This window comes from Streptomyces sp. AC627_RSS907, assembly GCF_019049165.1.
In genome coordinates this window covers 142070-156029 of the sequence record NZ_JAGMUE010000097.1, presented here as the reverse complement: position 1 = coordinate 156029, position 13960 = coordinate 142070, and the positions used below count along the sequence as shown (strand labels likewise).

The window sequence follows — 13960 nt, the reverse complement described above, 5'->3', positions numbered from 1 at the left end:
GGGTTGGGGCCGGCGGCGGCGTCGGCTCGGGGCGCGCCGGCGACGGCCGCGGGGGTGGCGGGGGCGGTGGTTCGGGCTTCGGGGCGGGCGGTGCCGGTGGAGGCGGCTTCGGCGCCGGCGGAGGCGGGGGAGTGGGCTTCGGAGGCGGCGTCGGAGTCGGAGTCGGGGTGGGGGTCGGCGTGGGCGTCGGTGAGGGCTCGGGGCACGGCGGGAAGGTGGGCCAGGAGGCGTTCCCGGCGACCGACACCGCGCCGGTGTCGCCCGGTCCGTTCGACACGTACGCACAGGCGTCGGCACGCGCCGGGTCGAGCGGCGCGCCGACGACGGTGAACGCGAGTGTCACCAGGGCCAACGCCCGTACGACCAGGGCGGATCGGGCCGGTTCGGGTCCATGCACGTCGCCGATCATGGAGCCTGGCGCGCCGGGCCACGTCCCGGTGCCGGACGGTTGCCCCGAACGAGGGATTCGGGCCGGTCGGCGGTTTGACCGGCCCGATGCCGCGCGCGCCCGGTCTCGTACTTCCGTACGAAGCGCCAGAGGGTCGCGTGCCGTGCCCGGACCGTGCTCGGCGACCGCGGCGACCGCGGCGACCGCGGCGACTGAGGCGAGGGGGAGGAAGACCGCTCGGCGCCGGACACCGCCCGCTCCCCGGCGCGTACTCCGTGTCGTGTGCGGCGGCGTGGCCGGCCGTCCCGCGCCGTCACGGTGGAACGGGGATCGACGATGAGGATCCCCTGGCGGAGCGCCCCGCTCGTGGCGAGTGCCGCGGCGGCGCCGGCGCTGACGGCACGCGGGCGTCGGCGGGCAAGCTGTCCACCGCCACGAAGCCCAAGTTCGGCGAGCTGGTGACCGACGGGACGGGCCGCGCCCTCTGCGTTGCCCGGCGGGGTCACCCGTCCCGACGGCACCGGGGAACGGATCACCGGCGGTCGGCCGGTGTGCCGCCAGGAGGCACCAACCGTCAGCGTGTCGGCGGTACCTGGTACGCCGTCGCACCCGACGAAAGGTCGATCGGTGTGCCGAAGAAGCAGCGACCACGTGCGGACGCGGAGGGGAACGGTCCCGTTCGCGCGCTTTGGCATGCCTTGGCAGGTGGCACGTGCCGCGGGCAGTGACCTGGAACGGACGGTCATTTTCCGTTTGGACTCGCCCGTTTGGCGGGCGATCAGTAGCCTCAGCTCGAACACCGGATCGCCTACGCCCTTGGAGAGCCAGATGGAGCGTCCCGCCTGGGCCCCGCGGAGCATCGACATCTCGGTGCCCAGCGTGTCCCGGATCTACGACTTCTACCTGGGCGGTTCGCACAACTTCGAGGTCGACCGGGAAGCGGCCCGCAGGGCCATGGAGTTCATGCCGGGACTCCCCAAGATCATGCAGGCGAACCGGGCGTTCATGCGCCGTGCCGTGCGCTTCGCGGCCGACGAGGGCATCGACCAGTTCCTGGACATCGGCTCCGGCATCCCCACCTTCGGCAACGTCCACGAGGTCGCCCGGCACGGCCGGCCGGGTGCCCGTGTGGTGTACGTCGACCACGACCCGGTGGCGGTCGCGCACAGCCAGGCCGTCCTGGAGGGCGACGACGACACCGACGTCGTGGCCGCGGACCTCCTCAAGCCGCGGGAGATCCTCTCCAGCCCCCAGGTGGAGCGGCTGATCGACCTGAATCGGCCGGTGGCCGTGCTGTTGGTTGCCATACTGCACTTCGTGGAAGACGCGGACGACCCCTACGCGGCGGTGGCCGAGCTGACCGGCGCGCTCGCGCCCGGCAGCCTGCTCGTGCTCACGCATGCCTCGTACGAGGGGATCCCGCTGCCCGCCGAGCGGGCCGGGGGCGCGGTGGACGTGTACAAGGACATCCGCAATCCGCTGATCATGCGTTCGCGCGAGGAGATCGCGCGGTTCTTCGAGGGGTACGACATGGTGGAACCCGGACTGGTTCCGATGCCGCGCTGGCGGCCCGAAGGGGCGCCGGAGGACGAGGACCCGTACGCGTTCTCCGGGTTCGCCGGCGTGGGGCGTACGGCGTGATCGCGGAGCCGGACGGGCCGGAGGACAGACTGCGCCGGTTCGCCACCATCTGGAGCCGGGCGGTCTTCCCGGTGACCTCGACGTCGGCGACCCGGCCCGAGTTCGAGGAACGACTGCTGCCGCTGGCCCGCCGGCTGAGCGAGGTGCTGCGGGCGCGGAGCTTCGACGCGGAGCGGGCCAGGGCGGTCGGCGCCGCGCTCGTCGACGCGCACTGCACCGACCCCGAGGCGCTCGCCCGGACCCTGGACTGTGTCGACGCCTACCTCGTGCTGTACTGCGGCGAGGACGGCGACCCCGAGGGCATGCGGGCGCGTTCGGCACGCCTTCAGCACGCCATGGCGGCCGGGTTCGCCGGGGCGCTGCGCGAGCGCACGCTGGCGGAGCAGGAGGCCATCGCGCAGGCCGCCCTGAAGGCGCAGGGCGTGGTGGCCGAGGCGCTGCACGCCAGCGAGGCCCGCTTCCGCGCGGTCTTCGAGGGCGCCGCCATAGGCATCGGCATCGCCGACCTGGACGGCAACGTCCTCCAGGTCAACGGCGCGTTGATGCGCATGTTCGGCATCGCCGACCCGACGCTGGGCGGCCGCCGGGCCACGGAGTGGACGCATCCCGACGACGCGCCGCAGATCTGGCGGCTCTACGACGAGCTGGTGCGCGGCGAACGCGAGCACTACCACGTGGAGAAGGCCTTCTACCGGCCCGACGGGACGGTCCTGTGGACCAACCTGACCGTCTCCCTGCTGCGCGACGCCGACGGCACCCCGCAGTACCAGCTCGCGCTGATGGAGGACACCACCGAGCGCCGGCTGCTCAACCTGCGACTGCGCTACGAGGCCACGCACGACGCGCTCACCGGCCTGCCCAACCGCAGCTTCTTCTTCGAACGCCTGGAGAAGGCGCTGGGCGCCGGCCCGGGGCAGCGCTTCGGCCTGTGCTACCTCGACCTCGACGGCTTCAAGACCGTCAACGACAGCCTCGGCCACGCGGCCGGAGACCGGCTGCTCGTCGAGGTCGCCGACCGGCTGCAGGCCTGTGCCACCGCTCCCGGTGAGATGGTCGCCCGGCTCGGCGGGGACGAGTTCGTCGCGCTGACCACCGGCCCGGACACCCGGCACGAGGTCGACGAACTGGCCGCGCGCATCATGAACGCGCTGCTCGCGCCGATCAGCGTGGACGGCCGCGAACTGACCGTGCGCGGCAGCATCGGCATCGTCGAGGGTCCCGCGGGCGAGCGCAGCCCGGCGGAGGTGCTGCGCAGCGCCGACATCACCATGTACCGGGCCAAGTCGGCGGGCGGCAACCGCTTCGAGCTCGCCGACCCGGAGGCCGACGCCCGTGTCATCACCCGGCACGGACTGACGACCGCGCTGCCGACGGCCCTGGAACGGGGCGAGTTCTTCATCGAGTACCAGCCCCTCGTGCACCTCGGCGACGGCAGCGTCCGGGGCGCCGAGGCGCTGGTGCGCTGGCTGCACCCGCAGCACGGCGTGCTCGGCCCGGACCGGTTCATCCCGCTCGCCGAGCACACGGGGCTGATCGTCCCGCTGGGACGCTGGGTGCTGGAGCAGTCCGTGCGCCAGGCCCACGCCTGGCGGGAGCGGTACGGCGAGACCACCGCCGCGGGCCCGCTGCGCATCAACGTCAACCTGTCGCCCTGCCAGCTCACCCACCCCGGGCTGGTCCAGGACACCGTCGACATCCTGGAGCGGACCGGCGTCGCACCGGACGCGCTCTGCCTGGAGGTGACGGAGTCCGCGCTGATCGGCGCGGACGACGACCTGCTGAAGCCGCTGCGCCGGCTGGCCGAGATGGGCGTCGACATCGCCCTGGACGACTTCGGCACCGGCTACTCCAACCTGGCCAACCTGCGCAGGCTGCCGGTGAGCGTCCTCAAGCTCGACCGTTCGTTCACGCAGAGCATGCAGCAGTTCCCGGCGGACCCCGTCGACCTGAAGATCGTCGAGGGGATCGTCGCGCTGGCCCACAGCCTGGACCTCGCGGTCACCGTGGAGGGCGTGGAGACCGGCGCCCAGGCCGAGCAGTTGCGCGTACTGGGCTGCGACACGGCCCAGGGCTGGTACTACGCCCGCCCGGGACCACCGGAGCGGCTGCACGAACTGGCGCTGGTGGACGCCACCGGCTGAACGGGACTCCGGCCCCGGGCCGCCTACGCTGCGGTGGCTCACCGGGGGCGTACGCCCGGGCGACGCCCGGCAGGTGCCCGGGCCGCCCCGCAGGGGCCCGTCAGCGCTCCAGCAGCATCCGCTGGAGCTCCCGCGCGGCCCTCGGCGGAGCCACGTCGCTGCGGTGGGCCAGGGCGATGGTGCGGTGCAGGCCCGGGCGGGCCAGCGGCGTCACCCGCAGCCCCCGCCCCGACCGCGCCGCCACCATCCGGGGCACCACCGCCATCCCCAGGCCCGCCCGCACGAACCCCAGCACCGCGTCCATCTCGCCGCCCTCCACGGCGAAGTCCGGCTCGAACCCGGCGGCGCGGCACGCCGCCACGGTCAGCTCCCGCAGGTCGTACCCGTGCCGGAACATCACCAGGCGTTCGCCCTCCAGGTCGGCGATGCGCACGGCCCGCCGCCCGCCGCCCGGCCGGGGCCACTCCGGGGACGACACCACGACCAGGTCCTCCCGCAGCAGCTCCACCGTCGTCAGGGCCGGCGACGCGGTGGGCAGCGGGAGCACCACCAGCGCCAGGTCGAGCGCGCCGCGCGCCAGTTCCCGTACGAGGTCGTGCGAACCGCCCTCCTCGATCATGAGCCGGATGCCGGGATACCGGTCGTGGAACGCCCGCAGCACGTCCGGCAGCAGCCCGGTGCACAGGCTCGGGGTGGCGCCCAGCCGCACCCGTCCGCGCCGCAGCTGCACCAGTTCCAGCACCTCGTGCCGGGCGGTGTCCGCGTCGGCCAGGATGCGCCGGGCCAACGGGAGCAGGGCCTCTCCGGCGTCGGTGAGCGTGATGTTGCCCCGTGCGCGCTGGAACAGGTCCGCGCCCAGCTCCCGCTCCAGCGCCTTGATCTGCTGCGACAGCGACGGCTGCGCCACGTGGACCGTCTCCGCGGCCCGGGTGAAGTGCCGGGTCTCGGCGACCGCGACGAAGTACTGGAGCTGCTGCAACTGCATACCGTCAGCATAGGTCCCTGATAGCCAAAGCCTATGGAAACGAGCCGGACCATGTCTTGGACCGATGGCTCCCTTCCCCCGTAGTGTCCTGTGACATGGCTCTGGCAACGCGGACGGACCGACGGCCGTCCATGGCGCGCACCGTGTGGGACTCGACCGTCGGCAAGAAGACAGTGATGGCGGTCAGCGGTCTCGTCATGCTGCTCTACCTGGTCGCCCACATGATCGGGAACCTGAAGATCTTCTTCGGCGCGGGCGAGTTCAACCACTACGCCCACTGGCTGCGCACGGTCGGCGAGCCGTTCATGCACTACGAGTGGACGCTGTGGCTGATCCGCGTCGTGCTGGTCGTCGCCGTCGTCGCCCACGCCGTCTCCGCGTACCAGCTCAGCCGCCGCGACATCAAGGCGCGGCCCAGCAAGTACGTCCACAAGAAGCCGCGGGCCAGTTACGCGACGCGCACCATGCGCTGGGGCGGGATCATCCTCGCTCTGTTCATCGTCTGGCACATCCTCGACCTGACCACCGGCACCGTGCACTCCGGCGGCTTCGAGACGGGCAAGCCCTACCAGAACGTCGTGGACACCTTCTCCACCTGGTACGGCAACGCCGTCTACATCGTCGCGGTGCTCGCCGTCGGCATGCACATCCGGCACGGCTTCTGGAGCGCCGCCCAGACCCTCGGCGCCGGCAGCCGCACCCGCGACCGCGCCCTGAAAACCGTCGCCAACGTCCTCGCGCTGCTGCTCACGGCCGGCTTCGTCGCCGTACCCGTGGGCGTCATGACCGGAGTGGTGAGCTGACCATGACTTCCTACGCCGACTACACGACCGGTGAGCCGGTCGCCGACACCAAGGCCCCCGCCGGCCCGGTCAACGAGCGCTGGGACAAGCGCCGCTTCGAGGCCAAGCTGGTCAACCCCGCCAACCGGCGCAAGCACACGGTCATCGTGGTCGGCACCGGCCTGGCAGGCGGCTCCGCCGGTGCCACGCTCGCCGAACAGGGCTACCACGTCGTCCAGTTCTGCTACCAGGACTCACCCCGCCGTGCCCACTCGATCGCCGCGCAGGGCGGCATCAACGCGGCCAAGAACTACCGCAACGACGGCGACTCCGTCCACCGCCTGTTCTACGACACCGTCAAGGGCGGCGACTTCCGGGCGCGCGAGTCCAACGTGCACCGTCTGGCGCAGATCTCCGTGGAGATCATCGACCAGTGCGTGGCGCAGGGCGTCCCCTTCGCCCGCGAGTACGGCGGCCTGCTCGACACCCGCTCCTTCGGCGGCGTCCAGGTCTCCCGTACGTTCTACGCCCGCGGCCAGACGGGGCAGCAACTGCTGCTCGGCGCCTACCAGGCCCTCAGCAGGCAGATCGCGGCCGGCAACATCGAGATGCACCCGCGCACCGAGATGCTGGACCTGATCGTCGTGGACGGCCGGGCACGCGGCATCGTCGCCCGGGATCTGATCACCGGGAAGATCTCCACCTACTTCGCGGACGCCGTGGTCCTGGCGAGCGGCGGCTACGGCAACGTCTTCTACCTGTCGACCAACGCCATGAACTCCAACGCGACCGCGATCTGGCGGGCGCACCGGCGCGGCGCCTACTTCGCCAACCCCTGCTTCACGCAGATCCACCCGACCTGCATCCCGCGCACCGGCGACCACCAGTCCAAGCTGACGCTGATGAGCGAGTCGCTGCGCAACGACGGCCGGATCTGGGTGCCCAGGGCCAAGGGCGACGACCGGCCCCCGAACGAGATCCCCGAGGACGAGCGCGACTACTACCTGGAGCGCATCTACCCGTCCTTCGGCAACCTCGTCCCCCGCGACATCGCCTCCCGCGCCGCGAAGAACGTCTGCGACGAGGGCAGGGGAGTGGGCCCCGGCGGCCAGGGCGTCTACCTGGACTTCGCCGACGCCATCGAGCGCATGGGCCGCAAGGCGGTCGAGGCCAAGTACGGCAACCTCTTCGACATGTACCAGCGGATCACCGACGAGGACCCGTACGAGGTGCCGATGCGGATCTACCCCGCCGTGCACTACACGATGGGCGGCCTGTGGGTCGACTACGACCTGCAGACCACCGTCCCCGGCCTGTTCGCCATCGGCGAGGCCAACTTCTCCGATCACGGCGCCAACCGGCTCGGCGCCTCCGCGCTGATGCAGGGCCTGGCCGACGGCTACTTCGTCCTTCCGGCCACGATCAACGACTACCTCGCCCGCAACCCGCTGGGGGACGAGGTGGGCGCCGGCCACCCGGTGGTCCAGGAGGCGCTGGCCGAGACCGAGGACCGGCTGAACCTGCTGCTGTCCGTGGACGGCGACCGTACCCCGGACTCCTTCCACCGCGAACTCGGCGAGCTGATGTGGGAGTTCTGCGGCATGGCCCGCACCGACGCCGGCCTGCGCAAGGCGCTGGAGCGGATCCCGCAGATCCGCGAGGAGTTCTGGCGGCGGATCAAGGTCCCGGGCACCGGCGAGGAGTTCAACCAGTCCCTGGAGAAGGCCAACCGCATCGTCGACTACCTGGAGCTCGCGGAGCTGATGTGCCTCGACGCGCTGCACCGGACCGAGTCCTGCGGCGGCCACTTCCGCGAGGAGTCCCAGACCCCCGACGGCGAGGCGGCCCGCAAGGACGACGAGTTCGGTTACGCCGCCGCCTGGGAGTTCACGGGCACCGGCGAGGCGCCCACCCTGCACAAGGAAGACCTGGTCTTCGAGTACGTCCACCCCACCCAGCGGAGCTACGCATGAAGCTCACCCTGCGCGTCTGGCGGCAGAAGAACGCCGACGCCGAAGGCGCCATGTCCACGTACGAGGTGGACGGCATCTCCCGCGACATGTCCTTCCTGGAGATGCTCGACACCCTCAACGAGGAACTCATCCTCAAGGGCGAGGACCCCGTCGCCTTCGACCACGACTGCCGCGAGGGCATCTGCGGCGCGTGTTCACTGGTCATCAACGGCGACGCCCACGGCCCCGAGCGCACCACCACCTGCCAGCTCCACATGCGGTCCTTCCAGGACGGCGACACCATCGACATCGAGCCGTGGCGGGCCTCCGCCTTCCCGGTCGTGAAGGACCTGGTCGTCGACCGCTCGGCCTTCGACCGGATCATCCAGGCCGGCGGCTACATCACCGCGCCGACCGGCGCCGCGCCCGAGGCGCACGCCACCCCGGTGCCGAAACCTGACGCCGACTTCGCCTTCGAGCACGCGGAGTGCATCGGCTGCGGGGCATGTGTCGCGGCCTGCCCGAACGGGGCGGCGATGCTGTTCACGTCCGCGAAGGTCAACCACCTGAACGTCCTGCCGCAGGGCGCGCCCGAACGCGAGACGCGGGTGCTTGACATGGTGGCGCAGATGGACGACGAGGGCTTCGGCGGCTGCACCCTCACCGGCGAGTGCGCGACGGCCTGCCCCAAGGGCATCCCGCTGGTGTCCATCACCAGCATGAACAAGGAGTGGCTGCGGGCCACGCGCAAGGTGGCGAAGAGGTAGCCCGACCGGACGTTCGCCGAGAGGTGCGGACGGACGGGGCCGGGAGAGGTGCTCCTCCCGGCCCCGTCTCGCTTTCGCCCCCGGCATTCAACAGCCCCACATCCACTCTCCCGGCCCAGGTCACGCACCGGCCAACCGGCAGCGGAAGAACAGGAGCGGCGGACCGTACACCGTCGGTCCGCCCTCGCCGCCCCGGCCCGTGACCAGGAGAGTGCCATGTCCGGCGTACTGACCGCAGACCGACCCCCGAAGCCCGCCGCACCCCGCCGCTACACCGTCACCCTCGCCCGTGACGAGGAGGAGGTGCGGGCCGCGCAGCGGCTGCGGCACGACGTCTTCGCCGGGGAGATGGGCGCCCTGCTGGCGAGCCCGCAGCCCGGGTACGACGTCGACCCGTTCGACGCGTACTGCGACCACCTGCTCGTGCGTGAGGAGGTGACCGGGCAGGTGGTCGGCACCTACCGGCTGCTGCCGCCGGAGCGCGCGGCCGTCGCCGGGCGGCTGTACGCGCAGGGCGAGTTCGATCTCGCCCCGCTGGACGCGATCCGCCCCGATCTGGTCGAGGTGGGCCGTTCCTGCGTGCACCCCGACCACCGGGACGGCGCTGTCATCGGGCTCATCTGGGCCGGGATAGCCCGCTACATGACCGAGCGGGGCCACGAGTGGCTGGCCGGCTGCTGCTCGATCCCGCTCGCCGACGGCGGCGCCCTCGCCGCGGGCACCTGGGACCGGGTGCGGGCGGGGCACCTGGCACCCGAGGAGTACCGGGTACGGCCACTGCTCCCGTGGATCCCGCGCGTCGCCGCGCCCGCCGGCCGGACCGAACTCCCGGCCCTGCTGCGCGGCTACCTCCGGCTCGGAGCCTGGGTCTGCGGGGAGCCCTCGCACGACGTGGACTTCGGCGTCGCCGACCTGTACGTGCTGCTGCCGATGAGCCGGGTGAACCCGCGCTACCTGCGGCACTTCCTCTCGCTCGTCCCGGCCTGATGAGCGCCTGGCTGCCCACCGCGCCCTGCACCCCCGGGGCATGCGTGGAACGGTCCCGGCACGCGGCGGCCGTGCCGCGCGCCGTGCTGCGGCTCGCGGCGGTCGCGGTGCTGCTCCTCGCGGGGATCGTGCTCGTGCTGACACAGTTCGGCCGGGGGCCCCGGCGCGTGCGGGGGAAGATCCCCGACGCCCTGGTGCGGCGCTGGTGCCGGTGGATCGTGCGGGCCGCCGGCGTCCAAGTCCGTGTGACGGGCGCCGCCGCCCCGGCCGGCGGGCTGCTCCTCGTCGCCAACCACGTCTCCTGGCTCGACATCCCGCTGCTCGCCGCCGTGCGTCCCGCCCGCATGCTGGCCAAGAGCGAGATACGGCGGTGGCCGGTGGCGGGCCGGCTGGTCGCGCGCGCGGGCGTGCTGTTCATCGAACGGGACCGGTTGCGGGCCCTGCCGGACACCGTCGCGGCGATCGCGGGAGCACTGCGCGAGGGCGCCGCGGTCGCCGCCTTCCCCGAGGGGAGCACCTGGTGCGGACGGGCGCGGGGGACCTTCCGCCGGGCGGTCTTCCAGGCCGCCCTCGACGCCGGGGTACCGGTCCAGCCGGTCCGCATCCGGTACCGGACAGCGCAGCGGGCGGTGAGCACGGCGCCCGCGTTCGTCGGTGAGGACACCCTGCTGGCCTCCCTGTGGCGGGTGGCGACGGCGCGCGGGGTGACCGCCGAGGTGGAGGTGGGGCCCGTCGTCCCGCCCGGGAGCCACCGCGACCGCCGCTCACTGGCCGAGGCCGCCCAGCCGGCCGCTCCCGGAACGCCGGCTCCCCGGCACGGTCACCAGGAGAAAGCACCTTCGAAAAGTATGTGCCCTTTGTGACTCCTGTGCCGTTTTCGTACACCTGTTGACGGACATCCGGAAGGCAGGCACTCCGGAAGGAGGGTGATGCCAGATGATCACCCGTGAAGAGATCGCCAACGTCCTCGACCAGCCGGTCTACGACGGTGACGGCAACAGGATCGGCGACGCCAAGCACGTCTTCTTCGACGACATGACCGGGCGCCCCGAGTGGGTGAGCGTCAAGACGGGCATGTTCGGCTCCAACGAGTCCTTCGTACCCATCCGCGACGCCGCGGTCGTGCAGGACCACCTGGAGGTCCCCTACCGCAAGGAGCAGGTCAAGGGCGCACCCTCTGTCGACATCGACGCGGGCGGCCATCTGTCGGAGACCGAGGAGCACCGGCTCTACGACTACTACGGGATCAACTGGGACAGCGTGCTGTCCGAGGCCGAGCGGACCGACGACGGCCGCTGGGCCGCCGGCCCCGGCCCCAGCGCCGGAACCGGAACCACCGGAACCGACACCACCCTCGGCACCGGCACCGGCACCGGTACTGGTACGGGGATGGGCGCGGCCGGAGCGGCCGGCATGGCCGGCGCGGCGGGCCGCACGGCCGGCCACCGGGAAGCCACCGACCGTACGAGCATGCGCGGGGACGACGCCATGACCCGCTCCGAGGAGCAGATGCGCGTCGGCGTCGAGCGCCGCGAGACCGGCCGGGCCAGGCTGCGCAAGTACGTGGTCACGGAGGAGGTCCAGCAGACCGTCCCGGTGACCCACGAGGAAGTGCGCGTGGAACGCGAACCGATCACGGAGGCCAACCGCGGTGAGGCGCTCACCGGCCCGGAGATCAGTGAGGCCGAGCACGAGATCACGCTGCACGCGGAACGCCCCGTCGTGGAGACCGAGACGGTGCCGGTGGAACGCGTCCGGATGACCACGGAGGAGCACACCGAGGAAGAGACGGTGCGGGGACGGGTCCGCAAGGAGCGGATCGAGGCCATCACCGAGGACATCACCGAGGCCAGCACCGAGGACGACGACGGGCGGCGGGGCCGCCTGTAGCCGCCGGCCGCCACCGCCGGGACGTGTGCCGGTGAAGCGACCTCACCGGTGCACCCCGCCGTCCACGGCCCGCGCCAGATAGGGGGCGGTGGCACTGGCGCGCACCCGCGCCACCTCGGCCGGCGGTCCCGCGGCGACGATCCGACCGCCCGCGTCGCCGCCGCCCGGCCCCAGGTCGATCACGTGGTCGGCACCCGCCACCACGGTCATGTCGTGCTCGACGACGACCACCGTGTGTCCGGCGTCGACCAGACCGTGCAACTGCCGCATCAGCACCTCGGCATCGGCCGGGTGCAGACCGGTCGTCGGTTCGTCGAGGAGGTACAGGGTGTGGCCGCGGCGCCCCCGCTGCAGCTCGCTCGCCAGCTTGATGCGCTGCGCCTCCCCGCCGGACAGTTCGGTCGCCGGCTGGCCGAGCCGCAGGTAGCCCAGACCGACGTCGAGCAGCGCGGCCAGGCTGCGGGCCACCGCCGGAGTGTCCGAGAAGAAGTCCGCCGCGTCCTCCACGGTCAGGTCCAGCACTTCGGCGATGTTCCGTCCCCGGTACGCCACGTCGAGCGTCGCGGGGTTGTACCGCGCCCCGCCGCAGTCCGGGCAGGGCGCGTACGTGCTGGGCAGGAACAGCAGCTCGACGCTGACGAACCCCTCGCCCTGGCAGGTCTCGCAGCGTCCGCCGGGCACGTTGAAGGAGAAGCGACCGACGCCGTAACCCCGTTCGCGGGCCTGGCCGGTGGCCGCGAAGACCTTGCGTACGACGTCGAACAGACCCGTGTACGTGGCCAGGTTGGAGCGCGGCGTGCGTCCGATCGGCCGCTGGTCGACGGAGACCAGGCGGCCCACGCCGGGCAGGTCCTGCGTGATCTCGCCGATGAGCGTCGACTTCCCGGAGCCGGACACGCCCGTCACCGCGGTGAGTACACCGAGCGGGAACCGTGCGGTCACCCCGCGCAGGTTGTGCCGGGTGACCGGGCCGACCGTCACGGTGCCCCGCGGGGTGCGGACCTCGCGGGCGGGAGCGGGGGAGCGGTCGAAGAGGTGGCGGGCCGTCGCGGACTCCGCCACCTCGGCCAGCCCCGCCACCGGTCCGCTGTACAGCACCCGCCCGCCGTGCTCGCCCGCGCGCGGACCGACGTCCACGATCCAGTCGGCGCCGCGCACCACGCCGAGGTGGTGCTCCACCACGAACACCGAGTTGCCCGCCGCCTTCAGCCGCTCCAGCACCGTCAGCAGCGCCTCGGTGTCCGCCGGGTGCAGTCCCGCGGACGGTTCGTCCAGGACGTAGACGACCCCGAACAGCCCGGACCGCAGCTGCGTCGCCAGCCGCAGCCGCTGCAGCTCGCCCGCCGACAGGCTGGGCGTCGGTCGGTCGAGGCTCAGATAGCCGAGCCCCAGCTCGACGACGGGCTCGATGCGGGAGACGAGGTCCCCGGTGAGCACGCGGGCCGTCTCGCCCTCCGTCGGCAGCGCCTCGGCGAGTTCCGTGAGCGGCAGCGCGGCCAGTTCGGCGACGGTGCGTCCGCCGACGGTCACCGCCAGCGCCTCCGGCCGCAGCCGTCCGCCGCCGCAGACGGGGCAGGGCGCGCTGGTGAGGAAGCGTTCGGCCTTCGCCCGCAGCGTGGCGCTCTTCGAGTCCGAGAACGTCTTCATCACGTACCGCCGGGCGCTCATGTACGTGCCCTGGTACGGCCGCTGGATGCGGTCCGCGTCCCGCACGGGGTGCACCGTCACCACCGGCTGCTCGTCCGTGAACAGGATCCACTCCCGCTGCTCGGCGGGCAGCTCGCGCCACGGCCGGTCCACGTCGTACCCGAGGGCGCCGAGGATGTCCCGCAGGTTCTTGCCCTGCCAGGCGCCGGGCCACGCGGCGATCGCGCCGTCCCGGACGGACAGCGACGGATCGGGGACCAGCAGCTCCTCGGTCGTCCGGTGCACCCGGCCGAGCCCGTGGCACTCGGGGCACGCCCCGGCCGCCGTGTTGGGCGAGAAGGCGTCGGAGTCGAGCCGCGCCGCGCCCGGCGGATAGTCACCGGCCCGGGAGAACAGCATCCGCAGGGAGTTGGAGAGGTTGGTGACCGTGCCGACCGAGGAACGCGACGTCGGCGCCGCGCGGCGCTGTTGCAGTGACACGGCGGGCGGCAGTCCGGTGACCTCGCCGACCTTCGGGGTGCCCACCTGGTGGATCAGCCGGCGGGCGTAGGGCGCGACCGACTCGAAGTAGCGCCGCTGCGCCTCCGCGTAGACCGTGCCGAAGGCGAGCGACGACTTCCCCGAGCCCGACACACCGGTGAACACGGCCACCACGTCCCGGGGGATGTCCACGTCCACGCCCTTGAGATTGTGCTCACGGGCGTCGCGCACCCGGACGTAGGGGTCGTGGGGGCTGTGCATCGCGGGGAACTCCGTACGGTCTTCGGTCACGGCCGGTGG

General features: G+C 72.4%; 10 protein-coding genes and 1 pseudogene. 8 read left to right on the top strand and 3 right to left on the bottom strand.

The genetic code is table 11. The features are described 5' to 3' along the window. A pseudogene (locus KUM32_RS21535) lies at nucleotides 1-206 on the bottom strand (hypothetical protein); the annotation flags it as partial. 1010 nt (nucleotides 207-1216) lie between these two features. On the opposite strand from KUM32_RS21535, the gene KUM32_RS21530 reads away from it, so the two are divergent. Beyond that, entirely contained in the window at nucleotides 1217-2029 is an 813-nt protein-coding gene (locus KUM32_RS21530) for an SAM-dependent methyltransferase (protein ID WP_217143560.1), read from the top strand. Then, nucleotides 2026-4170: a cyclic Di-GMP phosphodiesterase RmdA gene (gene rmdA, locus KUM32_RS21525; protein ID WP_217143559.1), complete on the top strand. Its 2145-nt coding sequence runs from the start codon at nucleotides 2026-2028 to the stop codon at nucleotides 4168-4170. The genes KUM32_RS21530 and rmdA overlap by 4 nt, the downstream gene beginning before the upstream one ends. Before the next feature lie 100 nt (nucleotides 4171-4270). On the opposite strand, the gene KUM32_RS21520 is transcribed toward rmdA, so the two are convergent. Next, complete coding sequence (locus KUM32_RS21520) at nucleotides 4271-5155, bottom strand: LysR family transcriptional regulator (protein ID WP_217143558.1); 885 nt, start codon at nucleotides 5153-5155, stop codon at nucleotides 4271-4273. A 131-nt stretch (nucleotides 5156-5286) separates the two neighbouring features. Here KUM32_RS21520 and KUM32_RS21515 point away from each other — a divergent pair, with 131 nt between their 5' ends. The 6 genes from KUM32_RS21515 to KUM32_RS21490 all read left to right on the top strand — a co-directional run bounded on the left by KUM32_RS21515 (nucleotide 5287) and on the right by KUM32_RS21490 (nucleotide 11533). Continuing rightward, nucleotides 5287-5958 (top strand): succinate dehydrogenase, encoded by a 672-nt coding sequence (locus tag KUM32_RS21515; protein ID WP_217143557.1) that lies wholly within the window; start codon nucleotides 5287-5289, stop codon nucleotides 5956-5958. Between the two features lie 2 nt (nucleotides 5959-5960). Then, complete coding sequence (locus KUM32_RS21510; protein ID WP_217143556.1) at nucleotides 5961-7910, top strand: fumarate reductase/succinate dehydrogenase flavoprotein subunit; 1950 nt, start codon at nucleotides 5961-5963, stop codon at nucleotides 7908-7910. Next, the gene (locus KUM32_RS21505; protein ID WP_217143555.1) at nucleotides 7907-8656 is read left to right on the top strand and encodes a succinate dehydrogenase/fumarate reductase iron-sulfur subunit; all 750 of its coding nucleotides are present in this window, start codon (nucleotides 7907-7909) and stop codon (nucleotides 8654-8656) included. Before KUM32_RS21510 ends, KUM32_RS21505 begins: the two co-directional genes overlap by 4 nt. 216 nt (nucleotides 8657-8872) lie before the next feature. Continuing rightward, nucleotides 8873-9643 carry a GNAT family N-acetyltransferase gene (locus KUM32_RS21500; protein WP_217143554.1) on the top strand — a complete coding sequence of 257 codons (771 nt, stop codon included), beginning with the start codon at nucleotides 8873-8875 and terminating at the stop codon, nucleotides 9641-9643. Next, nucleotides 9643-10506: a 1-acyl-sn-glycerol-3-phosphate acyltransferase gene (locus KUM32_RS21495; RefSeq protein WP_217143553.1), complete on the top strand. Its 864-nt coding sequence runs from the start codon at nucleotides 9643-9645 to the stop codon at nucleotides 10504-10506. Before KUM32_RS21500 ends, KUM32_RS21495 begins: the two co-directional genes overlap by 1 nt. A gap of 73 nt (nucleotides 10507-10579) precedes the next feature. Next, a complete protein-coding gene (locus KUM32_RS21490) occupies nucleotides 10580-11533 on the top strand; it encodes a PRC and DUF2382 domain-containing protein (protein ID WP_217143552.1) in 954 nt (317 codons plus the stop codon). Nucleotides 11534-11575: 42 nt separating this feature from the next. Here the strand turns inward: KUM32_RS21490 and KUM32_RS21485 are convergent, their stop codons facing one another. Further along, nucleotides 11576-13921 (bottom strand): excinuclease ABC subunit UvrA, encoded by a 2346-nt coding sequence (locus tag KUM32_RS21485; protein WP_217143551.1) that lies wholly within the window; start codon nucleotides 13919-13921, stop codon nucleotides 11576-11578. Nucleotides 13922-13960 lie beyond the last annotated feature (39 nt).